This is a genomic window from Cellulophaga fucicola, assembly GCF_900119145.1.
Classification (GTDB): Bacteria; Bacteroidota; Bacteroidia; order Flavobacteriales; family Flavobacteriaceae; genus Cellulophaga; species Cellulophaga fucicola.
Genome location: NZ_FPIY01000005.1, coordinates 25,313 through 48,441 on the forward strand (window position 1 = coordinate 25,313; position 23,129 = coordinate 48,441).

At 32.3% G+C, this 23,129-nt stretch carries 23 protein-coding genes and 1 tRNA gene; 13 read left to right on the forward strand and 11 right to left on the reverse strand.

The annotated features are described in order from the left end of the window. Window positions 1–12: 12 nt before the first annotated feature. From BT107_RS14555 to BT107_RS14575, 5 genes are read right to left on the reverse strand one after another with little or no spacing between them, the layout of a single operon-like run. Window positions 13–1,497 (reverse strand): cellulose synthase family protein, encoded by a 1,485-nt coding sequence (locus tag BT107_RS14555; RefSeq protein WP_072304569.1) that lies wholly within the window; start codon window positions 1,495–1,497, stop codon window positions 13–15. 2 nt (window positions 1,498–1,499) lie between these two features. Continuing rightward, window positions 1,500–2,189 (reverse strand): glycosyltransferase family 2 protein, encoded by a 690-nt coding sequence (locus tag BT107_RS14560; protein ID WP_072304570.1) that lies wholly within the window; start codon window positions 2,187–2,189, stop codon window positions 1,500–1,502. Beyond that, window positions 2,189–2,668: a toxin-antitoxin system YwqK family antitoxin gene (locus BT107_RS14565; protein ID WP_072304571.1), complete on the reverse strand. Its 480-nt coding sequence runs from the start codon at window positions 2,666–2,668 to the stop codon at window positions 2,189–2,191. Before BT107_RS14565 ends, BT107_RS14560 begins: the two co-directional genes overlap by 1 nt. 4 nt (window positions 2,669–2,672) lie before the next feature. After that, a complete protein-coding gene (locus BT107_RS14570) occupies window positions 2,673–4,253 on the reverse strand; it encodes a 4Fe-4S binding protein (RefSeq protein WP_072304572.1) in 1,581 nt (526 codons plus the stop codon). A gap of 11 nt (window positions 4,254–4,264) precedes the next feature. Then, the gene (locus tag BT107_RS14575) at window positions 4,265–5,608 is read right to left on the reverse strand and encodes an NAD(P)/FAD-dependent oxidoreductase (RefSeq protein ID WP_072304573.1); all 1,344 of its coding nucleotides are present in this window, start codon (window positions 5,606–5,608) and stop codon (window positions 4,265–4,267) included. A gap of 215 nt (window positions 5,609–5,823) precedes the next feature. On the opposite strand from BT107_RS14575, the gene BT107_RS14580 reads away from it, so the two are divergent. From BT107_RS14580 to BT107_RS14605, 6 genes are read left to right on the forward strand one after another with little or no spacing between them, the layout of a single operon-like run. Beyond that, on the forward strand, window positions 5,824–6,543 hold the full coding sequence (locus BT107_RS14580; RefSeq protein ID WP_072304574.1) for a DUF547 domain-containing protein: 720 nt from the start codon (window positions 5,824–5,826) through the stop codon (window positions 6,541–6,543). A gap of 40 nt (window positions 6,544–6,583) precedes the next feature. Beyond that, window positions 6,584–7,459: a transporter family protein gene (locus BT107_RS14585; RefSeq protein ID WP_072304575.1), complete on the forward strand. Its 876-nt coding sequence runs from the start codon at window positions 6,584–6,586 to the stop codon at window positions 7,457–7,459. 47 nt (window positions 7,460–7,506) lie between these two features. Next, complete coding sequence (locus BT107_RS14590) at window positions 7,507–8,508, forward strand: glycoside hydrolase family 113 (RefSeq protein ID WP_072304576.1); 1,002 nt, start codon at window positions 7,507–7,509, stop codon at window positions 8,506–8,508. Next, a complete protein-coding gene (locus BT107_RS14595; protein ID WP_072304577.1) occupies window positions 8,495–9,229 on the forward strand; it encodes a hypothetical protein in 735 nt (244 codons plus the stop codon). Before BT107_RS14590 ends, BT107_RS14595 begins: the two co-directional genes overlap by 14 nt. A 2-nt stretch (window positions 9,230–9,231) precedes the next feature. Next, entirely contained in the window at window positions 9,232–10,494 is a 1,263-nt protein-coding gene (locus BT107_RS14600; protein WP_072304578.1) for a BamA/TamA family outer membrane protein, read from the forward strand. 25 nt (window positions 10,495–10,519) lie between these two features. Next, window positions 10,520–11,536, forward strand: coding sequence for an N-acetylmuramoyl-L-alanine amidase family protein (locus BT107_RS14605; RefSeq protein WP_072304579.1), 1,017 nt, complete (start codon window positions 10,520–10,522; stop codon window positions 11,534–11,536). Here the strand turns inward: BT107_RS14605 and BT107_RS14610 are convergent. The 6 genes from BT107_RS14610 to BT107_RS14635 form a co-directional block, all read right to left on the reverse strand. Further along, window positions 11,533–12,231, reverse strand: coding sequence for a TIGR04283 family arsenosugar biosynthesis glycosyltransferase (locus BT107_RS14610; protein WP_072304580.1), 699 nt, complete (start codon window positions 12,229–12,231; stop codon window positions 11,533–11,535). The genes BT107_RS14605 and BT107_RS14610 overlap by 4 nt on opposite strands. Further along, complete coding sequence (locus BT107_RS14615) at window positions 12,218–12,964, reverse strand: DUF547 domain-containing protein (RefSeq protein ID WP_072304581.1); 747 nt, start codon at window positions 12,962–12,964, stop codon at window positions 12,218–12,220. The genes BT107_RS14610 and BT107_RS14615 overlap by 14 nt, the downstream gene beginning before the upstream one ends. A gap of 44 nt (window positions 12,965–13,008) precedes the next feature. Next, entirely contained in the window at window positions 13,009–13,824 is an 816-nt protein-coding gene (locus BT107_RS14620; RefSeq protein ID WP_072304582.1) for a purine-nucleoside phosphorylase, read from the reverse strand. Next, entirely contained in the window at window positions 13,817–14,446 is a 630-nt protein-coding gene (locus tag BT107_RS14625; RefSeq protein WP_072304583.1) for a TIGR04282 family arsenosugar biosynthesis glycosyltransferase, read from the reverse strand. The genes BT107_RS14620 and BT107_RS14625 overlap by 8 nt, the downstream gene beginning before the upstream one ends. A 4-nt stretch (window positions 14,447–14,450) precedes the next feature. Next, complete coding sequence (locus BT107_RS14630) at window positions 14,451–14,948, reverse strand: rhodanese-like domain-containing protein (RefSeq protein WP_342039459.1); 498 nt, start codon at window positions 14,946–14,948, stop codon at window positions 14,451–14,453. 242 nt (window positions 14,949–15,190) lie between these two features. After that, window positions 15,191–15,263 (reverse strand) — tRNA-Phe (locus BT107_RS14635). Between the two features lie 99 nt (window positions 15,264–15,362). Between BT107_RS14635 and BT107_RS14640 the strand changes: the two genes are divergently transcribed. From BT107_RS14640 to BT107_RS14670, 7 genes are all read left to right on the forward strand, one after another. Next, window positions 15,363–16,091, forward strand: coding sequence for a type III pantothenate kinase (locus tag BT107_RS14640; protein WP_072304584.1), 729 nt, complete (start codon window positions 15,363–15,365; stop codon window positions 16,089–16,091). Beyond that, window positions 16,092–17,369 carry a BamG family beta-barrel-assembly machinery protein gene (gene bamG / locus BT107_RS14645; RefSeq protein ID WP_072304585.1) on the forward strand — a complete coding sequence of 426 codons (1,278 nt, stop codon included), beginning with the start codon at window positions 16,092–16,094 and terminating at the stop codon, window positions 17,367–17,369. It abuts the gene before it with no gap. 35 nt (window positions 17,370–17,404) lie between these two features. Then, a complete protein-coding gene (locus tag BT107_RS14650; RefSeq protein WP_072304586.1) occupies window positions 17,405–18,793 on the forward strand; it encodes a hypothetical protein in 1,389 nt (462 codons plus the stop codon). Between the two features lie 55 nt (window positions 18,794–18,848). Further along, window positions 18,849–19,400: an LPS export ABC transporter periplasmic protein LptC gene (gene lptC / locus BT107_RS14655; protein ID WP_084639246.1), complete on the forward strand. Its 552-nt coding sequence runs from the start codon at window positions 18,849–18,851 to the stop codon at window positions 19,398–19,400. Then, window positions 19,397–19,600, forward strand: a complete 204-nt coding sequence (locus BT107_RS14660) for a hypothetical protein (protein ID WP_072304588.1) — start codon at window positions 19,397–19,399, stop codon at window positions 19,598–19,600. The genes lptC and BT107_RS14660 overlap by 4 nt, the downstream gene beginning before the upstream one ends. A 2-nt stretch (window positions 19,601–19,602) precedes the next feature. After that, window positions 19,603–20,892, forward strand: coding sequence for a hemolysin family protein (locus BT107_RS14665; RefSeq protein ID WP_072304589.1), 1,290 nt, complete (start codon window positions 19,603–19,605; stop codon window positions 20,890–20,892). A gap of 90 nt (window positions 20,893–20,982) precedes the next feature. Further along, window positions 20,983–23,085: a peptidylprolyl isomerase gene (locus BT107_RS14670; RefSeq protein ID WP_072304590.1), complete on the forward strand. Its 2,103-nt coding sequence runs from the start codon at window positions 20,983–20,985 to the stop codon at window positions 23,083–23,085. Window positions 23,086–23,129 lie beyond the last annotated feature (44 nt).

Here is a 23,129-nt window from a genome sequence, read left to right on the forward strand (position 1 = left end):
ATAAACTGCAAATTAAGCTTTAGCTGTAAGTGAATTAAAGAAAACGTAACCAAATCCTAAGAACAACATAAAGTGGAATGGGAACAATCCAAAATCGTTAAGAGGAATTGCAGAGTACATGCCAAATAAGAAATATAACATTAAACCAAATTCTAAAATCATATTTGGAGATAATTTTTTAGCAAGGTATTTGTTGCCTTTCCAACTATCAGATATGTTATTAATATTAAATTTAGGAGTACGTACAAATTCACTTCTTTTACCTCTGTGACCTTCTAAGACAGCAAGTGTATTGTGCAAAGAAAAGCCTAGAGCAATAGAAAAGAATGTAAAGAAAAGCCTTATGTAATCTATAAATTTACTAAAGCTACTACCTTGTATACTTTTAAATGTAAACCAGTAGCAAACAAATAAAATTACAGTACTTAAAATAAAGAAGCTAGTTACTTCAAAAACCCATCCTAAAGATTCGTTTCTGTTTTTTATGTAAAGCATTGGTATGCTTAAAAGAGCAACTAGAAATACACATAAAAACATTGAGCTGTTTAATAAGTGCATTACACCGTGGAATTTAGTTTTAAAAGATATGTTTTTAGCAGTAACAACGCTAACTACAGATTTTCTAAAGTTTTCTGCACCACCTTTATTCCATCTAAATTGTTGAGAACGAGCAGCAGAAATAACAACAGGTAATTCTGCAGGTGTTTCTACGTCTTCTAAATATTTAAATTTCCAGTTTTTTAATTGTGCACGGTAACTTAAGTCTAAATCTTCAGTTAGGGTATCGCCTTCCCAGTTACCAGCATCTATAATACAGGTCTTTCTCCAAATACCAGCAGTACCATTAAAGTTTATAAAGTGTCCTTTAGCGTTTCTACCAACTTGTTCTAATGTAAAGTGAGCATCTAAAGCAAAGGCTTGTATTCTTGTTAAAACAGAATAATCTCTGTTTATGTGTCCCCATCTAGTTTGTACAACTCCTATTTCTTCATCTTTAAAGTAAATAACAGTTTTCTTTAGCCAGTCAGAATCAGGTAAGAAATCGGCATCAAAAATGGCAATAAAATCACCTTTTGCAGTAATTAAACCTTCTTTTAGAGCGCCAGCCTTATAACCTTGTCTGTTGGTTCTTCTAATATGTTGTATATCTAAACCAGTTTTTTGAAGCTCTTCAATTTGTTTAGCCGTATCTATAACAGAATCATCTGTAGAGTCGTCTAAAACCTGAATTTCTAATTTACTAGTTGGATATTCTATTTTTGCTATATTCTCTAATAGTCTTTCAACTACATATTCTTCATTATAAATAGGAAGTTGTATAGTCACTAAAGGAATTTCTTTGGCATCTAAAAAGTTAAATTTAGGGGCATCTTTATTTCTTCTTTTGTAACCTAAATAATTGACTAGCAGATTAAGTTGTGCTAAGCTGTAGAAAAAAATCAACAAAAGAGCTAAACTGTAGATACCAATAATTATGTATGTAATTGCAATTTCCATATTTATTTAAAGCTGTATTTAAATATCCATCCAAGGATCTTTACACCGGCAAATATAGTACCTTTTACTGTGCCTGAGACCTTTGATACGCCAATTCTTTTTTTATAACGTACAGGAACCTCTATATATTTTAACTTTTTCTTTAGAATTTTAAGTTGCATTTCAACCGTCCACCCATAAGTTTTGTCTTGCATATCTAAGGCTAACAGGGTATTGTATTTAATAGCTCTAAATGGTCCAAGGTCAGTAAAATTAGCCCTAAAGAAGATTTTCATTAACACTGTGGCAAGTTTATTTCCAAAAACTTGCTGGGGTGTCATACTTCCTTTTTCTCTTAATTTTCTGGTGCGTGCGCCTACTACAAAATCTAAATTATTTTTTAGTATAGGTTCTACTATTTTTGTTAATTCTTCAGGATAATCTGAATAGTCTCCGTCAATAAATACGATGATATCTGGCTTGTTAGACTTTTTGGCTATATAATCCATACCTTTTAAACAGGCATAACCGTAACCTTTTCTAGTTTCTGTAAGCACGGTAGCACCTGCTTTTTCTGCATTTATAACGGTATCGTCTGTAGAATTATTATTAACTACAATAATTTCAGAAACAGAGGAAGGTAATTCTTTTATAACTTTACCAATAGAATCGGCTTCATTATAAGCCGGAATAATTACGTTTATTTTTGTCATTACCTTAAATCGGATAAGTTATTTTCCTTTTTAAAACCGGCAAAACTAAACCATTCTTTGATCTTTTTACCATTTTCATATTTTTCTGCAGAGGATAACTTTTCATTTTTATACTTTAAGCAGTATCCATTTTTAACATCATATGCTAATTGGCACTTATGATTTATTTTGCCATTGCTTGTATAAAACTGCCACCAACCTGTTTTTTGGTCATTTTTAAAACGACCTTCTTTTTCTAGTTTTCCTTCTGGAGAGTAAAAGTACCAATACTTTTCTTTTCTGTTGTCTTTGTAATGTCCTTGTTTGGCTAATGATTTGTCTTCGTAATAGAATTTCCAAAAACCTTCTTTTACATTATTTTGTGTCCATCCCTCAGCTTTTATTGCTCCAGATGGGTAAAACTCTTTGTTGTATTTTTTAGAACCTGTACTTGTAACTACTGTTAATAATACAGAAACTAGGATTAAACGGAAAAACATACTTCTATTTTTTATTTACCAAATCCATTAAGTCAACATCGTTACCTAATAAAACTTCTGTAGGGTTAATACGTCCCTCTTCTGGTCCGTTTTCTAATTTTAAAACTCCACGAGGGCAAACAGCAGAACATACACCACAACCAACACAACTAGAACGTACAATGTTTTCTCCTTTTTGCGCATAAGCACGTACATCTATACCTTGCTCACAATATGTAGAACAGTTACCACAAGAAATACATTGGCCACCGTTTGTTGTAATTCTAAATCTAGATTTAAAACGCTGTACAAAACCTAAATAAGCCGCTAAAGGACAGCCAAATCTACACCATACTCTGTTTCCAAAAATTGGGTAGAATCCTGTACCAATAACACCTGCGAAAATTGCACCTATTAAAAGGCTGTATACGTTTTGTACTGTTTGTGTTTTTATGCCTAATACGGTACTAGATTCTGCAAAGAAACTGTAAAGTGTCATAAGCGTCATACCAACTGCAAAAACAAGTACGGCGTGTATTAACCAACGTTCTACTTTCCAAGAAAATAAAGATTTGCTAGAGTGTTGTCTGTATGGATCTCCTAATGTCTCGGCTAAACCACCACAACCACAAACCCAAGAACAGTACCATCTTTTACCAAAGAAATAAACCATTACAGGTACAATTACAAGGGTTAGTACTATACCCCAAACAAGAATAAATATTCCTATTCCGCCATTTGCTATAAGATCTTTTAAATTCCATTGAAAAAAGAAATCATAATCTAGCGGAAACGCATTTTTAAAATCATAATACGGCATTTGTAAGCGCACCATAATTTCAGGAATTAAGAATGCAAATACAATCTGAAAAAACAATACAGATGTTGTACGGAATATTTGGTACATATTGTGTCTGTATTTAATGTACATACGCACAGCCATAACAGCCATAACAACACAGTACATAAATCCGTAAACAAACCAATGACCTGCAGGGTTTCCACTAAGGGCTTCACTAATAGGGTCTACTAAAAATGTCCAGTTTACAGCATATTCAGAAAAGAAATAAAGTATAATATAAAAGCTTACTAGAAAGAAAAAAACAAGCCAGGCAACTAAGCCGCGATTTGTAGCACTTTGTAGGTAAATACCATCATTCTTTATTCCTTTTTTACCAAGTAAAACAATGTTGGGAAGTATAAAAAGTAGTGCGCCAATTATACCTAGTCCAAAGGTTAAAAACCACATAGTGCCTTTGTTTTCTGGAATAAAACCATAACTAGAAGATTTTCTAATTGCAGCAGCCATATTATCACCGCTTGCGTAAACCTTTTTGCCCCACTCTTTGTTTTTTATGTGTATAGCATTGGCACTTTCTATTGCGTCTTCTAATACAGGAGCTAAAAACGTTGAGCTAGAAAAATCTTTGTTTATTATTTTAGAGCTAAGGTCTTTAATTAAGATATCACTTTTAATACCTTGACTCGTAATAATTTCATCAAAACCTTTTTGGTCTACTTTAAAATTCCCTAAAAAAGGTGTTGCTGCAAAAATGCCTAATCCTACTAAGAATATAACAAGGCCTAAATATTTAATTGTCTTCATTTTTTTATTGATTAAGCGATGTTGAATATTCTTTTTAAACTTTTCTTTTTTACTGATAAGCTAGTGTTAAATTCAGCATTGTATTTTGCTAAAATTTCTGTTTCGTATTGCTTATAAAATTCTGGGTCAAAATTGGCATCTTTTAAATATTGAAGCACATATTCTACTTCCTTTTTCTGGGTAAGCCACTTGTTAAAAACTTCGTGCCTCATGCGAATACCAAATGTGTTTATGCCTAAGAATTCTTTAGTGTCTTTATGGTAAGCAATTGTAATACATATTTTTTCTTTAGAATGTCTCCAGTGAAAATGAGCTTCGTGATCTTGTTTGCTACGTTCACTAAATACCCATCCGTAGGTTTGGTATTCTACATCTAAAAATTTAGCTGAGTTAAACCAGTGTCCTGGTTTGTATTCTGTTTGGTTACCACAAATAGTTTGTGCAAGAGTTTCTCCCATCATTCTTCCTGTATACCAAACTGCTTCAATTGGTCTTCTGTTGTCTATGCCTTGGTGTTGCTCTGCGCAATCTCCAATAGCATAAATGTCTTTAATATTGGTTTCTAAAAGTCTGTTTACTTTTACGCCTCTACCTAATTCTATACCAGATTCTTTTAAAAACTCTACGTTTGGAGATACACCTGCTGTAAGGCCAACAACGCTACATTCTATAGTTTCTCCTTTATCTGTAGTAATGGCTTTTACCCTACCGTTTTCATCAGAAATAATTTCTACTAAATTGGTGTTTAGGCGTAAATCTATATGGTGTTCTAGAATGTGCTCGTTAATAAGTTCAGATTCACCCTTAGGTAAAACGCCATTCCAAAAACTATTCTCTCTAACTAAAAAAGTAACTGGTATTTTGCGACTGCGGAGCATTTCAGCCATTTCTATACCAATTAATCCGCCACCTACTATTACAGCTCTTTTACAAGTTTTGTTGTCAGGAGCATTTTCTTGTAATTGTTCTAAATCTTGTTTAGAGTATAGGCCTTGAACGCCTTTTAAATCTTGTCCAGGCCATCCAAATTTGTTTGGTTTTGAGCCAGTTGCAATAATTAATTTATCATAAGAAATAGAAGAGTTTTCTAAGTCTACTTTTTTATTTGCGTGGTCTACATTGCTAACATATCCTTTCACAAGATCTATTCTGTTTTTTTTCCAGAACCAATTTTCATAAGGCTGCGTATGCTCAAATTTCATATGTCCCATATAAACATACATAAGCGCAGTTCTAGAAAAGAAGTACTCGGATTCGGCAGAAATAATTGTAATTTTTTTGTCAGATAATTTACGAATGTGTCTTGCAGCTGTTACGCCAGCAATACCATTTCCAATAATAACAATGTGTTCCATAGATTTAAAATAATAGTGTCTCTGTCGTGCTTAAATAGCTAAACTTAACTGAGAGTAGGTTATTTATATGTTTTCTAAATAAGAATAAACTTGATTTCTTTCTGTTATGAAAATGTGATACTTAACCAGTTTCTTTGCTTCAGATAAAATAAAGATAATGATGTATGTTTTGTTAAAACAGATCGACATACTTATTAAATAACATCAATCATATTATGAAAAATACTATTAAAATAATGGTAATACTCTTCTTTTTAAGTATTACATCTATTCATTCTCAGGATACAAATCAGTTTTTCACTAAAGCTAATACTTTTTTTAATACTTATGTGGCTAATGGTAAAGTAGCATATAAGGATATAAAGACAAACCCAGCATTATTAAACGAACTGGTTACAGAAATTGTATCTATACAGGTAACAAAAAGTAAGTCGGCAGAATACCAAGCCTTTTGGATTAATGCTTACAATATATCGGTAATTAAAAATGTAGTAGATAACTATCCTCTAAAATCTCCGCTAGATAAAGCTGGTTTTTTTGATAAAATAAAGCATACAGTAGCTGGTAAGAATTTAACTTTAAATGATATGGAACATAAGATGTTACGTGCTGTTTTTCCTAAAGAGCCGCGTTTTCATTTTGTACTGGTTTGTGCGGGCTTAGGTTGCCCTCCTATTATTAACGAGGCCTATATGCCTAATATGTTAGAAGATCAACTACAGATACAAACCCAAATAGCGATTAATAATCCAAATTTTATAATGGTAAACAAGAACAAGGTAAAGCTTTCTCAGATTTTTGAGTGGTACAAAGGAGATTTTACACAAGACGGTAAATCATTGGTAGATTTTATAAACCTATATAGAAAAGAAAAAATAGATGCTAAAGCAAAAGTGTCTTATTATCCATACGATTGGACATTAAACAAGCAGTAATTACATTAAAAAACAAATAACAATCAACAACAATACAATTATGAAACAAATAAAAACAATAGCCTTAGTATTAGGTTTGCTAACTGCGTTTTCAGGATATTCACAGGAAGAAGATGATGATCAAAAGAGTAATATACAACAGTACACACCATCCAAATTAATAGGGAAGGGACAGTTTGATATTAAATGGTTTAATAATATTTACACAGAAACAAGAAGTACATTTACAAGTGGTGAGCAGCCAAGACAAACATTTTTTACATCTACTTTAGAAGGGTATACCGGTGTTGGAGAAAACAATAGATGGAATGTTGGTGTAATACTTAAAATACGTTCTAATACCATAAATGGTACTGAAACTTTAGATGCTTTAAAATTTAAGAGCGAAGATGGTATTTCTAGAGCAGGCTTAACATCTTTTGCACCCTCTGTAAAGTTTGTGCCTTTTGAGTCCGTTGGTAATTTTTCAATACAGAGTTCTTTATATATCCCTTTGGTAGATAATGAAACTGAGAATGGTGTTTTTCTAGATCAAAACGGATTTATTTGGCAAAACAGATTTTTCTATGATTATACTTTTCCAGGAGATAAGTGGCAGCTGTTCACAGAGTTAAATACAGAGCTTAATTTTGGCGACAAAGAAAAAAGTTTTGCGAATAACAGTTTAGGGTTAACGCCAGGTGTTTTTCTAAGTTATTTTCCGGCAAATAAGTTTACAGTTTTAGCTTTAGCACAACACTCACAACGTATAGATTTAGGTAACAATTTTAGTCAGAATTACACAGCCTTAGGTGGTGGTGCAAAGTACCAGCTTACAAATGCACTTAACTTAGAATTGTTGTATACTAACTTTGTTGGAGGAGATAATACAGGACTTGGAGAAACATTTAACTTAGGACTTAGAGCAATTTTCTAGTAGCTATTATTAAATAACGTATTTTAGGAGGCTTAAAATTATAGTTTGTGAAAAAGTTAGGTCTCCTTATATTATGTTGCTTGCAATTCTCTTGTAATAGTCAAGTTGAAAAAAAAATAAACGGAGTAAGTTTTGTTTCTTCAAGAGATAAAGTTACTCAGAAAAATATAGCTCCTATTTTAGCTATAAATGCAAATGCGGCATCTGTTATGCCATTTGGTTTTATTAGAGATATAAATGAACCAGAGTTAATTTTTAATTCGGACAGGCAATGGTTTGGGGAGAGAAGTGATGGCATAAAGCATTATGTAGAAATATTACATAAAAACGGAATTAGTGTAATGCTAAAACCGCAGATATGGATAAGAGATGGCAAATTTACTGGTACTTTAGAAATGAATTCTGAAGAGCATTGGCAAACGCTTGAAAAATCGTATTCAGATTTTATTTTGAGTTATGCGACTCTAGCGCAAGAAGTAAAAGTAGATGTTTTTTGTATTGGTACAGAGTTGAAAAAATTTGTATTGCAACGACCAGATTACTGGAGCAAGCTAATACTAGAAGTTAAAAAAGTATATAAAGGTAAATTAACCTATGCTGCAAATTGGGACGAGTATCCTAAGGTGCCTTTTTGGGAGAAAATAGATTACGTAGGTGTAGATGCTTATTTTCCATTATCCAAAGAGCAACACCCAACTGTAGCGCAGTTAAAAACAGGTTGGCAGCCACATAAAAAAGCATTAAAACAAATGTCTGACTCTATTAGTAAGCCAATCTTGTTTACAGAATACGGATATAGAAGTATGGATTTTACAGGAGAAAGACCGTGGCTGGTAGATCGTAACCAAACTAATGTAAATTTAGAAGCGCAATCTAATGCAACTAAAGCTATTTTAGAAATGTTTTGGACCGAAGACTGGTTTGCTGGTGGTTATGTTTGGAAATGGTTTATAGATCATGATAATGTTGGAGGGTCAGAAAACAATAGATTTACACCGCAAAATAAACCAGCGGAATTGGTTTTAAAACAATATTATGGCTTTAAGTAAATTAAAATACTATTCTCTTTTTTTTATTTTGATGGTTTACGGCTGCTCAGAAGATAGCTTTACAGCTTTATCTTCTTTGGATGTAGTATTAAATGGCGAGACTGTAGTTAAAGACAATGTAATTGCTTGCGCAGCTAGTGCAGATAAAGAGGGTTTTGTAAATGTATTTTTTTACCCAAGAGAAGGAGCTACAAACTTTAGGTGTTTTGAAACTGAAGATATAGAGGTTGATAAAAATAATTTTGAAGCTTACATAGAGAAAGCTCCAGATGTACTAGATGTTTTTAATGGCAAGTTAAAACGATTTTCTGTTGAGACATCTAAAGAAAAATGGGTAATTGTTTCTTTTACAGAAGCAGGTAGTACACATATATCTAACCCAATACAATTAAAACATATTACAAAGCCTACAGAAAGGCTAAATACGGTAAACATAGATTCTGCTAATCCCATTATGCCTATTTTTACTTGGCAAGATGGTCTATATACAGATTCTGCTATATATTTTCAGGTAATAACAGATGTTAATTCTAATTTTTTGTCAGGAACGTATACTTTTGAAAAAATGTTTCAGTATTATAATTTAGATAATGTTGTTTTAAATATTACTAAAAAATCACCACCAAACTTAATTCAAACCAAAAACTACGGTTTTACATTAATGGCAGTTAGCGAAGACAATTGGGTTAACTTGCTTGTAGAAACCAACTTTTCTCCATAATTATGAAAAAACTACTGCTCTTATTTCTATTTCTTTTTTCTGTAACGGGTTTTTCGCAAGAACTAAAAATAGCAGACATTAGTTTTGTTGGTGCTAAAAAAACCAAAGTATCTTTCTTAAAAAGTATTGTAACAATAGAAAAAGGAATGGCAACAGATTCTACGGCTATACTTATTGCTGTAAATCAGCTTAAAAAATTACCATCTATTGCAAATGCTACTTTTCAATTGAAGCAAAACACTGTAGATGCTAGTTATAACTTAGTTTTTACAGTAGAAGAGAATTTTACTATTATACCGTTTGCAAATTTGTATACATCTTCTAACGACGATTTTGCTTTTAGGGTTGGTTTACAGGAGTTTAATTTTACTGGTCGAAATATTACAGTAGGTGGTTTTTATCAGAAAGACATATTTAACTCTTATGGTGTTTTGCTTAGAGCTCCGTATCTGTTTAGTGCAAAAGCGGGTTTAGCGGTTAGTTACAATAATTTAAAAACACAAGAGCCTATTTTTTTTGATGGATCTTCGGCAGATTATAAATATCACAATTCTTCTATAGAGGTTCTTGGTTTGTATCAATTTAACCAAAACCACAGCATAGATTTAGGGCTTAATTTTTTCACTGAAAAATACAATTACATACGTGGTGCTACTAACGAAACAGTGCCGCAAGCATTGGATGTAAATAAGTTTTCTTATAAAGCAATTTATAAATACAGTAACATACAATACCATTACCAATATTTAGATGGCTTTAAGAGCTCTTTAAATTTTCAGTACGTGCATAGTTCTACAAAAGAACTAGATAATTTTGTAGTAGCCTTTAATGACTTTGTTTACTACAAAAGAGTAGGTGAGCGTGGCAACTGGGCTAATAGATTGCGAGTTGGTTTGGCTACTAATGATGAAACACCTTTTGCGCCTTTTTCTGTGGATAACAATATAAATATAAGAGGGGTTGGTAATATTATAGATAGAGGTACTGGCGCTTTGGTTTTAAATACAGAGTATAGATATACCTTGGTAGATAAAAGTTGGTTTGTATTACAGGGAAATACATTTGTAGATGCGGGTACTTGGCGTAATCCAGGAGGAGAGTTTCAAGATTTTTTAGAACCTGATAATATTAGAGTTTATCCGGGAGTTGGATTTCGATTTATGCATAAGAAGATTTTTAATGCCATATTTAGGATAGATTACGGCTATGGAGTAACAAAAAATGCATCAAAAGGATTAGTTTTTGGAATTGGGCAGTATTTTTGATAATATTTGCGTAAAAGTCCTCTAAATGATAATTAAGAAGTTTGTAATAGTTAGTGTTGCGTTTTTTTTATCGTGTACTCATCTCTATTCTCAAGATAAAGAAAAAACGGTTGTAGCTCAAAAAGGAGAAGGTATTTATACGTTACTTCGTAAGTTTGATATGAGTCCGTCTAAATATTACTCAGATTTTATAGCTTTAAACAAAGACAACCTTAGAAACGGAAAACATTTATACGAGGGTAGAACATATATAATTCCAGATAGACTTATTAAGGTTGATGGTAAAGAGGCATTACCTGCAATAGTTAATGGGTATCCTATTTTTGGAAAAAAATACGCAACAGTAGAACAAAAAAGCACAAAACTTAAAGGTGCTGTTTATTATTTAATTTCTGGTCACGGTGGTCCAGATCCAGGAGCTGTTACAAAGTACGGGAAAAAGCTAATTTCTGAAGACGAATATGCATACGATATTACCTTGCGTTTAGGAAGAGAATTAATATCTCACGGAGCTTTGGTTTATATTATTATTAGAGATGAAAATGATGGAATACGTGATGAAAAATTGCTAACGGTAGATTATGATGAGGTGTGTTACCCAAATAAAGTAATACCATTAAACCAAGTAGAGCGTTTAAAGCAAAGAGTAGACGCTGTAAACGATTTGTACATGCAAAACAAGGGTAAGTATCAAAGATTAATAGTTACACATATAGATAGCAGAAGTGTGGGGCAAAATATAGATGTTTTCTTTTACCATCATGAAAAGAGTAGTAATGGTAAACGTTTAGCAGAAAGTATACACAAAACGTTTGATGATAAGTATAGAGAATATCAACCAAACAGAGATTATACCGGTACTTTTTTAGACAGAAGTGGTTTGTATTTGGTTAAAAATACAATGCCCGCTATGGCGTATATAGAAATAGGAAATATTAAGAATAAAAAAGACCAAAAACGTATATTGGTTCCAGAAAATAGACAAGCTCTTGCAAAGTGGATTAGTGAAGGTGTTTTGCTAGATCATAAAAAGAACAATTAACTCGCAATATTTTTTTTGTAGTAATTGTGAAGTTCTTCGGGGCTTTTTCCTAATGTTTTCTTTAAGTGGATAACACCAAAATGATACTGAAGTGTAATCATTCCTTTTTGCTGGTATTTTCTAGCAGATGTAGTTACTTTGTCTTGAATAATGGCGAATTTGGTAGATTTGTATAAGCGTTCTATAAGTTCTCCGTCTTCATAGATTATATATTCTTCGTTAAAACCGTTCAGATTAAAGAATAAATCTTTGGTAATAAAGAGCGATTGGTCACCACCTCTGCATACTTTATGATTTATACGAGTAAACCAGGCAAAGAATTTTAAGAAAAAACTTTTACTGTCAAACTGCATTCTAAAACTGCCAGCAGCTTTATCTTTTGTGGTAGTTTTTAATATTTTACAATCAAATTGATATGGAGGAATAGTATCCGCGTGTAAAAAGTAGAGAATATCTCCTTTAGCGGCCTTTGCACCAGCATTCATTTGCTTGGCACGTCCTTTGTCTGAAGAAATTACGGTAACGTTAAGAGTAGACGCAATGGCAATAGTATTGTCTATACTACCGCCATCGACTACAATTATTTCTGCTATTTGTTTAAAAGTGCTACGCTGTTTTATTGCGGTAATTAGTTTTGCAATAGTGGCCTCTTCGTTGTAAACAGGGATTATAATACTTAACTTATTTTGCTTCATTAAGGCTCCAGTTATAATCTATATATTTTACCCTAGCATCTTCTGCTATTTTTACTGTAGCATATTTGTTTATAAAACCTATTAAAGATGTGCTCTCTGTAAAATCGCTTTTAAACCACTTAAATATTTCAGATAACTGAATATCATTAGCGCTTATTTTATTTCTTTTTTTATCAGCTATAAAATCTTTGGCGGCGGTTTCTAATTGTGCATCCATAGTGTTGGCTAAGAAAGCTTTGTTTACTAGTTTAGGACAAGAGTAAGATGCGCAATTTATTGCAAAATGTATTCGAGGCTCATTCATTTTACGTAAAACCTTATGTTCTATATAGCCTAAAGAATACATTTTATCTCCAATAGCAACAACATCTTTATCCCAAGGAGATTTTATGTCTTTTATACTTTTTGTTGGGTAATTGTCTACTATTAATTTTACAGTGCCAGCGTTGTAAAGGTTTATGTAATATGCTAATTTCTGATTTTTAGACCAATTTTTAGCAGGAGAGTTTTTTTGTAAAAGAGTAAGGTACTCTTCTAAAGCAGCCTTGTCTTGTAGAAAAGCTTTGTAGTTTACATCGCCATTAGCATTTACGTTTTTCTGAAGTAAAGCACTCCATTTTTCGTGACTAGGTACTTCATTAAATAAAGTCTCTTCGATAGTTTTAGAAGGGCTAAAGTAAAAGTAACCAAGCGTTGCTATGGCAATTACTAGTGCAGATATTTTATAAACCATTTTCAATTGTATTTTCTTAGTTTGTCTTTTTAAATCAGAAAAACTTACATTGTCTTAAGCAGGCCTCTAAAAAGCTTTATCATTTGTGGTTCTGTTTCTCCGGCTATTCTAATAATTTCTTTAATGTTAGCAGGTTCTAAATTGTCAGGATCACATTCGTCTGTTAATACAGATACGGCAACGATAGGTAGCTTTAAGTGATTGGCAACTATAACCTCTGGTACAGTACTCATACCAACTGCATCTGCGCCAATAATTTTAAGCATTCGGTATTCGGCTCTGGTTTCTAATTGTGGACCCAATACAGATGCGTATACGCCAGAGCGCATAGTAATGTTTTCTTTTTTTGCAATACCTTGTAGTGTTTTACGCATTTCTACATCATATGGTTCGCCCATATCTACAAAGCGCTCACCAAACTGAGAAACACCTTTAAAAGCAAGCGGAGAGCCTCCTAAAAGATTTATGTGGTCTTCTAGTAACATAATATCTCCTTTTTTAAAGTCTAAGTTTATTGCGCCAGCAGCATTAGAAATAAAAAGTTTTTTAATGCCAAGCCTGTGCATTATACGTATTGGGTATGTTACGTCTTGCAAATCATAGCCCTCGTACATATGAAACCTACCTTGCATTACTACTACTTTTTTACCTTCTAGTGTGCCGTAAATTAATTTTCCAGTATGAAACTCTACGGTTGCTAGTGGAAAAAATGGAATGTTGTTGTAATGAGCCTCAATTGGATTTTCTATTTCATTAGCTAAGCTACCTAATCCTGTGCCTAATACAATTCCTATTTCAGGAGAATCAAAACCTTTGTTTATTAAATATGCTATAGAATCTTCAATTTCTTGTTTAATCATTTTTTATATGTTTTAAAAAAGGTTTAAAAGCTTCAATGTCTTTGATGTCTTCGTAATAGTCAACATCATTTTTGGCTTCTAATAACTTTATGTTTTCGTCTTTTAAATTACCTAAAGTATCTTTTAATACAGTTTCTTTTCCCCATTCTTTATTAGAAAAAATAGCTGTATTTATTTTTTTCATTCCTAACAAATAGTATCCGCCATCTGTGGCAGGACCAATAACAAAATTATGTTGGTCTAATTGCTTAAATGCGTTATCTAAGTCTGCTGTTGTAATATCAAACATATCACTACCAATAATAATGATGTTTTTGTAGCCATCTGCAAAACCTTGTTTAAAGGCGTTTAGCATACGCATGCCAAGATCGTCACCGTCTTGTAGTTTTTTATTGTAGATGTTAGCGTCCCAAATGTCATTATCCCTAATTGCAACAGAGTAATGTACTTGTTTGTCTGCCTTTAAGTTCTGGGTAATAGAAACTGTGTGTGCTAATAAAAATTTGTAAATATCTAGAGCGACTTGGTCTCCTGTTTTGGCTGCTAAACGAGTTTTACATTTTCCTAATTCAGGGTTTCGTGTAAAAATTAACAGTAAGTTTTTGTTTAAATTCTTCAAAATATAATTAATAAATTTTCACGGCTTTGGTCACTAATTTAGACCAATACTTACTGTGTGTATGTATATTATTTGTTTCTATATTGTCTGTAGTGTAAACAGGGTTGTTTTTGTTTTTCCATTCAAAAATACCTCCATATAAATTTTTTACATTGGTGTAGCCAGCAGCTGTTAGTTTTTCTCCAATATCTTCTGAGCGTATGCCAATAGAGCAGTAGACAATTATTTCTGTGCTTTTATCTTTTATCTGGGTAGTTACCGTGTCTAGATTAAAAAAATCGTACCCAACACATGTAGCTCCTTTTATATGGCTTGTCTTAAATTCTACTTCTTCTCTTGTGTCTAATAAAACAACATTTGTTTTGGTTAATAAAGAGTCTATAGAGATATAGGGTATGCTCTCTGTGTTGTGTTTTTTTAATAGCTTTTTTATAGAAGACTGCGTAAAACCTTGAAACGATAGAAAAAGAAATACGTAAAAAAGAAGTGTAGGTTTTTTAATCACAAGATTTTTTGTTTTAGGTAAAGATAAGTTTTTGTAGATTCTTTTAAAACTAGAAATATTAAAATATTGTTTTATGCCGATAAAATTAAAATAGAAAGTACTTTTTTAACCTATTTTTAAGGTTGTAATTTTTTTTAGACTAAAATCTATTGATATTTTTACTAGAAAGAAAATGGATAAAATACTGTTGCTTAGGGTGTAGAAAAGAGAAAACCCGAACATTTCTGATCGGGTTTTTAAAGTGGTGCCTCCAGGAATCGAACCAGGGACACATGGATTTTCAGTCCATTGCTCTACCAACTGAGCTAAGGCACCATGCCGTTAAGCGGGTGCAAATATAATTGCTATTTTCGTATATCCAAACAAAAAACAAAAAAAAGATTTTATTTTTTTTAATTTTATAATATTTGCAAGATGAATTTAATTGTAGATGCAGGTAATACCTCAGTAAAATTGGCGGTTTATAAGGGAAAAGAGTTTTTGACTTCTAAATCTTTTGAGTTGCAATTTTTTTTAAAAGAAGTAAAACAGGTTTTTCTGGAGTTTCCAGATATTAAAAATGCCATTGTATCTACAGTAGGGGCGTTAGGATCTAAAGAAATAACAAAGCTAGCCGTCTATTGTAATGTGCAAACGTTAAGTGCATCAACCAAAATACCTTTTAAAAATTTATACGGTACTCCAAAAACTTTAGGTGTAGATCGTATTGCTTTGGCTACAGCAGCTTTTTATCAATATACGAATAAGAATACATTGGTTATAGATGCAGGAAGTTGTGTTACGTACGATTTTATAAATGGTAATGGAGAGTATCTTGGGGGGGCAATTTCTCCGGGTGTTGCTATGCGTTTTAAGGCAATGCATAACCAGACTGCTAATTTGCCGTTGCTAGAGAAAGATGGTGAAATTAAGCTAATTGGAGATTCTACAACTGCAAGTATGAAAAGTGGAGTTGTTAATGGAATTTGTTTAGAAATTGATGGTGTAATTAGCGAATATAAGATTAGATTTGCAGATTTAACAGTTATTTTAACAGGTGGCGACGCTCATTTTTTGTCAAAACGATTAAAAAATACCATATTTGCGCATTCCAATTTTCTCCTAGACGGACTTAATTATTTGCTGGAATACAACAAAAACTAAATGATAAGAAAAATAATTATTGCAATAGTATGCTGTATGGCAGGTACTATTTACGCTCAAAACGGTACAGTTTCTCCATATTCTTACTTTGGATTAGGAGATTTAAGATCAATAGGTTCTGTAGAAAATCAAATGATGGGGGGTATTAGTATGTATGCAGATAGTATACACATAAACCTAAACAACCCAGCGGCTTATGCTAATTTAAGGCAGACTGCTTATACGGCTTCATTATCTAGAAGAGAGTCAACTTTAAAAGGGGCAGATTCGAAACAAAACTCTAGTGTAACAAGTTTAGATTATTTGGCGATAGGGTTTCCTATAATAGATAACAAAGTTGGTATTGGTTTTGGTATTAAACCTTTTAGTTCTGTTGGTTATGAAGTGGAGTCAAGTTTTACAGATCCAGATGCAGGCCTTGTAACAAATAAATACACAGGAGAAGGTGGTGTTAATACAGTGTTCTTTTCTGTAGGGGGAAGAATTTTGCAAGATTTGACGGTTGGTGTAACTACCAATTTTAATTTTGGTTCTATAGAAACTAATAGAGTACAAGATGTAGAAAACGTGCAGTTTGGTACATTCGATTTTAGGGAATCTAAAGTAAATAGTGCTAATTTTAAAATATCTGCAAACTATACACCAATGCTTACAGATAAGATTAGAATGAATACTTATTTTGGCGTCGAGACTCAGAATAATTTATCATCTGATAATACAAAAACAATAGGTTCTTTTTCTTCTAGTACAGGACAGCAAATAGAAACTATAGATGTAGATTTAGATCGTTTGGGTCTTGCTAGTAGAGGAATAACAATACCAACAACTACAACAATTGGTTTAGGTTTTGGTCAAGATAGAAAATGGTTTGTTGGTACAGAATACAGTGCGCAGAAACTAGAAGATTATACAGCTCCATTTTTTACAGTAGACAATTTAACTTATGAAAATTCTTCAAGGTTTGCTATTGGAGGTTTTTATACGCCAGACTATACTTCTTTTACGGATTATTACAAGAGAATAACATACAGAGCTGGGGTTAAGTATATTAACTCTGGAATGGTGGTTAATAATGAAGATATTACGGACTTTGGCATAACTTTTGGAGTAGGATTACCATTGGACGCAATTAATGATCCTTTCTCTAATATCAATATAGGATTTGAAATAGGTAAAAGAGGAACAACTAGTGCGGACTTAATACAAGAAAACTATTTTAAAATTAATCTAGGGATATCATTAAACTCTAAGTGGTTTAATAAGAGAACAATAAATTAAAAAAGTTTATAACCATTAATAAAAACCAATTTAAGATGAAAAAGAAACTTTACTTTATAGCGATTGCTTTTATAAGCGTTATGGGTGTAAGCTATGCTCAAGAAACGGCTGCGGCAACAGTAGACAAATCAGAATGTGCAAATAACTTTCAGTTGTATGCGCAAGATGCAAAAGTTAAAAATTATGACGCTGCTTATGGGCCTTGGAAAAAGGTGTATGAAGCTTGTCCAGATTATCATTATGCAAACTATGCATACGGCGAACGTATATTAAAGCATAAAATAGATAAGGCTACAGGTGCAGAAAAAACTGAGTTTGTAAATATGTTATTAGGAGTTTATGATAACTACCTAAAGTATTTCCCAACTAAAACATCTAAGGCAGAAATTCTTATTGACAAGCAATTGTTAAAGTATGATGAAAAAATGTCTACAGATGCAGAAGACTATGCTGCTTTACATATTGCTTTTACAGAAGACAAAGAACATTTTAAAAATGCAAAGGCATTATATCTTTATTTTTCTAGTTTGGTAGATTTACACAAAGCTGGTAAAGAAGAGTTGCAAACTGTTTTTGATGTTTACGATGACGTAACAGAGAAAATAGAAGAAGAGAATAAAGAGTTGGTTGCAACTATTACAAAGTTATTGCCTAAAGAAGATGCTGGTACTTTAACTAAAAAGGAAAAGCAACTTTTAAGAGTTTCAAGTGCTAACTCAGAAAACTATGGTAAAATTGCTAGTAGTGTAGATTCTAAATTAGGTGACTTGGCAAACTGTGAAAACTTAATTCCATTATACGAGAAGAATTTTGAGGAAAAACAAAACGATCTTACGTGGGTAAAAAGAGCAGTAAGTAGAATGTACTCTAAAGAATGTTTAGATTCTCCAATGTTTAAGAAGTTGTTTGAAAAACAATTGGCTATGGAGCCATCTGCAAACGCTTATTTATACTCTGCATCTTTAAAATTAAAGTCAGGTGATAGTAAAGGTGCATTAGCAGATTTTACAAAAGCTAGTGAGTTAGAAACAGATCCTTACAAGAAAGCAAATATTTTATATAAAATTGCTAACAGTTACAGTAGAATTAGTAAGTCTACGTCTTATAGATATGCAGGTAAGTCTTTAGAGGCAAACCCATCTAACGGTAGAGCTTACTTGTTAATGGCTAGATTGGTTTCTAGTAGTGCTAACGATTGTGGTTCTACAAGATTCGAGAAATTGGCTGTAAACTGGAAAGCTGCTGAATTAGCAAGAAAAGCAGGTAGAGTAGATCCTTCTTTAAAGTCTGCTTCTGCATCTGCAGCTAGTAGTTACTCTCAAAGAGCTCCTACTAAAACAGATATTTTTTCTAACAACATGCAGGGTAAAACTGTTACCTTTAACTGTTGGGTTGGTGGTAGTGTAAAGGTGCCTAACCTATAAGATGATCAAAATAAATACATATAATTTTTTTAAGAGCATTGCCATAATTTGTTTTATGGCAATGCTTTTTTCGTGTAATGATAATTACGAGCGTGTTGGTGTAGAGGCTAAAAAAGCAGTCTACCCACAAGGTGTCGCTAATAATTTAGTTTTTACTTATACAGAAACTACAGATCCGGTAAAAAACGAAAAAGAGGTAACGTCAAAAGTTTTGGCAGTACTTACAGCTCCTGTTAGAGAGGATTTTAATAATCTTAGCTTTCCTAGAGAAGTTTTTCCAAAAGGGTTAGAAGTTGAGTTTTTTGATGATAAAAATCAAAAAAGTACCATAACAGCAGATTACGGTATTAGTTATTCTACTACAAAATTAATAAGTTTACAAGGTAATGTGGTTATTAATACGCACGACGGAAAACAGTTTAAGACACCACAATTGTATTATGACCAGACTAATAAATGGATCTTTACTCAAGAAAAATTTGAGTTTATAAATCCTGAGGATGAATCTGTAATGTATGGTCAAGGTTTTGATTCTGATAAGGATTTAAAACAAGTAAATGCGCACAAAACAACAGGTTTAAAAATAATAAAAGACGAGGAAATATGATGAAAATATTAAAGTATACAGAAGTTCTGTATTTGGGAGTTTTTTTACTATCCATTTATAAAGTGTATACATTATGGAGTGCAGGTCAAGAGTTTTATTTATTTGCTTTTTTTGCTGTAGTTTCTTTAGGTATGTTCTTTTTTCGTAGACATTATCGTAAAAAATTCGAAAAAAGAAAAGAAGATAATACTAAATCATAATCTTGGGAACTTCAATTTTAATTATTGTTGTATCATTATTACTTTCTGCATTTTTCTCAGGAATGGAGATTGCTTTTATATCTGCCAATAGAATACATTTAGAAATAGAGAAAAAACAAGATGGTTTTTTGTCTACTGTTTTATCTAAATTAACAGCAAAACCCTCTAAGTTTATTGCAACAATGTTAATAGGTAATAATATCTCTTTAGTGGTATACGGTATGTATATGGGAGATTTGCTTATGGCTTGGTTTGTAAGTATGTTGCCTACTGGTAGCGGTTTTTTTGATGCCGTATTAATAGATTTTGGATTGTTGTCACAAACCATAATATCTACTTTGGTTATTTTAATTACTGCAGAGTTTTTGCCTAAAGTGCTTTTTCAGATTTATGCTAATTTGCTGCTTAAAATATTAGCAATACCTGCTTATTTTTTCTACATATTTTTTTCTTGGATATCTAATTTTGTCATAAAAGTATCAGACTTTATTTTAAGAGTCTTTTTTAAGACGGGCGGAGACCATAGTCAGCTTGCTTTTAGTAAAGTAGAATTAGGGGATTATATTACAGAACAGTTAGAAACAGTTACAATAGAAGACGATGTAGATTCTGAGATTCAAATTTTTCAGAATGCATTAGAATTTGCGGCAGTTAAGGCAAGAGAAGTAATGGTTCCGCGAACAGAAATAGTTGCGGTAGAACTACACGATTCGCCTAAAAACTTAACTAAATTATTTACAGAGACCGGTTTTTCTAAAATAATGGTATACAAAGAAACTATAGATAATATTATAGGTTACGTGCATTCTTTTGAGTTGTTTAAGAAACCAAAAACAATAAAGACAATACTTTTGCCAATAGAGTTTGTGCCAGAAACAATGTTGGTTAGTGATATTTTAGATTCGTTAACAAAGAAAAGAAAAAGTGTTGCAGTGGTGTTAGATGAGTATGGTGGTACATCTGGGATAATGACTGTAGAAGATATTGTAGAAGAACTTTTTGGAGAGATAGAAGATGAGCACGATTCTACAGATTTAGTAGAAGAACAAATAGATGAAGTAACATATAAATTTTCTGCAAGGCTAGATGTAGACTATGTAAATGAAAATTATAAACTAGAACTTCCAGAAAGTGATGAGTACGAAACACTTGGTGGTTTAATAGTAAATGAAACTGGAGAGATACCAGAAAAAGACTCAGAAATAAAAGTTGAAAACTTCAATTTTAAAATAATAGAGGTGTCAAATACCAAAATAGATTTGGTAACCCTTCATATACTTGAAAAAGAGTAGGGTTTTTGTGTTAAAAATTTGATAAAAATTAAATTTTTAAACCCAAAAAGAAATGGTATTTTTGCGCACTGATTTTAAACATTTTATAAAATGGCGATTTTAGAGAACATAAGAAAGAGAACTACGGTATTAATCCTAATTATAGGTTTGGCTTTATTTGCGTTTGTTATCTCTGGTATTTTTAGTGCTAATGGTATGTCTGGTGAAAAAACTGGAACAACTGTAGCAGAAGTTAATGGAAAAGATATTTCTATTGATAAATTTAGAAGAGAGGTAGAGTCTGCTTCTAATCGTTTTGGAGCTGGTGCAACCTCTATGCAGGTTGTAAACTCAGTTTGGGATCAAGAAGTAAGAAATGCTATTTTAAGCGATGAGTTTGATGATTTAGGAATAGATATAGAACAAGATCAAATTATAAACTTTATTGCATCTAATCCTGGTTTTACTCAAAATCCACAGTATCAAGATGAGAATGGTGTTTTTGATGAGTATATTTTTAAAGAATTTATTTCTACGTTAAAAGAAGAAAGTCCTGCGCAATACCAGTTATGGTTACAACAAGAGGTAGCTATTATGCAAGCAGCAAAAGAACAAACTTATTTTAACTTAGTTAAAGCTGGTTTAGGAGCTACTTTAAAAGAAGGAGAGTTAGACTATAAATTAGCAAATGATAAAATAGATGTAAAATATGTAAGAGTACCTTATACATCTATATCAGATAGTTCTGTAGCAGTTAGCAAATCCGAAATATCTTCTTATATAAAAGAACATAAAGATGATTTTAAACAAGAAAAAGCAAGAGATTTTCAGTTTGTTTATTTTGAAGAGAAGCCATCTTTAGAAGATGAAAAAGCAGTTAAAGAAGAAATTCTTACTTTGCTTAATGACAAAGTTGAATACAATGACACAATTTTAGGTTTTAAAAACACTAAAAATGTTGAAGAATTTTTAGATCGTAATTCAGATTTAAAATACGATACTATATTTAAAACTAAAAATGTTCTTTCTCCAAAATTTGCAGATACATTAATGGCTTTAAATGTTGGTGATCTATACGGACCTTATCGTGATGGTAACTCTTTTAAGGTTACTAGAATGATAGAGAAGAAAAAAGAAGGTAACGTTAAAGCTAGTCACATACTTGTTGCTTGGGAAGGTGCAGAAAGAGCAAATCCAGAAGTAAAAAGAACAAAAGAAGAAGCTAAGAAAAGAGCAGACGATTTATTAAAAGATGCAAAAAAGGGAGATGTTGAGTTTTCAGTTTTGGCTCGTGATAATTCAGATGGTCCTTCTGCTTCTAGAGGTGGAGATTTAGGTTATTTTCAAGAAGGTAGAATGACACCTAAGTTTAACGACTTTGCTTTTGGTAATAATGTAGGTCATGTAGGTATAGTGGAAACTGAATTTGGTTACCATATTGTAAAGGTAGATGATAAACAAGATTTAGTACGTGTAGCAACTTTAGCTAGAAATATAGAAGCTTCTACAGCTACAATTAATGAGTTGTTCACTGCAGCTACTCAGTTCGAGAGTGATGCTAAATCTAGTGATAAAACATTTTTAGAATTATCAAAAGAGAAAAAATATATTGCAAGACCTGTAAATAAGATAAAAGCTATGGACGAAAATCTTCCAGGTTTATCTGCACAGAGAGCAATTGTACAATGGGCTTTTAACGAAGATTCTGAAGTAGGTGATATTAAACGTTTTCCTGTAAACAATGGTTACGCTGTTGTTCAGTTAACAGGTACATACGAAGAAGGCTTAATGTCTGCAGAAGATGCATCTTTTATTGTATTACCTAAATTAAGAAAAGAGAAGAAAGCAGCACAGATTATTGCAGCTAATAAGGGTAAGAGCTTAGATGCTATTGCAAAAGATAATAATGTATCTGCTTCTACTGCTTCAGCTTTAACTATGAAGTCGCCAACTATTCCTGGTGCAGGTAGAGAGCCTTTTGTTGTTGGTAATGCTTTTGGTCTTAAACAAGGTGAAACATCTGGTTTATTGCAAGGTGAAACAGGAGTATTTATGGTAACTGTAACTAAAAAGGAAGAAGCTCCTAAGTTAGATAACTATAGTACTTATTCTAATATGGTACAGACAACAGCTATGCAGAGAGCAAATTCTGCTGTGTACAATGCATTAAAGAAATCTGCAACAATAGAAGATAATAGAGGAATGTTCTACTAGTAGAACTTCGCATAAAATCATAAAAAAGCCTCCAAATTTGGAGG

Coding starts and splice junctions, on each gene's coding strand:
- BT107_RS14555 (WP_072304569.1), bottom strand. CDS start 1,497: ATGGAAATTGCAATTACATACATAATTATTGGTATCTACAGTTTAGCT.
- BT107_RS14560 (WP_072304570.1), bottom strand. CDS start 2,189: ATGACAAAAATAAACGTAATTATTCCGGCTTATAATGAAGCCGATTCT.
- BT107_RS14565 (WP_072304571.1), bottom strand. CDS start 2,668: ATGTTTTTCCGTTTAATCCTAGTTTCTGTATTATTAACAGTAGTTACA.
- BT107_RS14570 (WP_072304572.1), bottom strand. CDS start 4,253: ATGAAGACAATTAAATATTTAGGCCTTGTTATATTCTTAGTAGGATTA.
- BT107_RS14575 (WP_072304573.1), bottom strand. CDS start 5,608: ATGGAACACATTGTTATTATTGGAAATGGTATTGCTGGCGTAACAGCT.
- BT107_RS14580 (WP_072304574.1), top strand. CDS start 5,824: ATGAAAAATACTATTAAAATAATGGTAATACTCTTCTTTTTAAGTATT.
- BT107_RS14585 (WP_072304575.1), top strand. CDS start 6,584: ATGAAACAAATAAAAACAATAGCCTTAGTATTAGGTTTGCTAACTGCG.
- BT107_RS14595 (WP_072304577.1), top strand. CDS start 8,495: ATGGCTTTAAGTAAATTAAAATACTATTCTCTTTTTTTTATTTTGATG.
- BT107_RS14600 (WP_072304578.1), top strand. CDS start 9,232: ATGAAAAAACTACTGCTCTTATTTCTATTTCTTTTTTCTGTAACGGGT.
- BT107_RS14605 (WP_072304579.1), top strand. CDS start 10,520: ATGATAATTAAGAAGTTTGTAATAGTTAGTGTTGCGTTTTTTTTATCG.
- BT107_RS14610 (WP_072304580.1), bottom strand. CDS start 12,231: ATGAAGCAAAATAAGTTAAGTATTATAATCCCTGTTTACAACGAAGAG.
- BT107_RS14615 (WP_072304581.1), bottom strand. CDS start 12,964: ATGGTTTATAAAATATCTGCACTAGTAATTGCCATAGCAACGCTTGGT.
- BT107_RS14620 (WP_072304582.1), bottom strand. CDS start 13,824: ATGATTAAACAAGAAATTGAAGATTCTATAGCATATTTAATAAACAAA.
- BT107_RS14640 (WP_072304584.1), top strand. CDS start 15,363: ATGAATTTAATTGTAGATGCAGGTAATACCTCAGTAAAATTGGCGGTT.
- bamG (WP_072304585.1), top strand. CDS start 16,092: ATGATAAGAAAAATAATTATTGCAATAGTATGCTGTATGGCAGGTACT.
- BT107_RS14650 (WP_072304586.1), top strand. CDS start 17,405: ATGAAAAAGAAACTTTACTTTATAGCGATTGCTTTTATAAGCGTTATG.
- lptC (WP_084639246.1), top strand. CDS start 18,849: ATGGCAATGCTTTTTTCGTGTAATGATAATTACGAGCGTGTTGGTGTA.
- BT107_RS14660 (WP_072304588.1), top strand. CDS start 19,397: ATGATGAAAATATTAAAGTATACAGAAGTTCTGTATTTGGGAGTTTTT.
- BT107_RS14670 (WP_072304590.1), top strand. CDS start 20,983: ATGGCGATTTTAGAGAACATAAGAAAGAGAACTACGGTATTAATCCTA.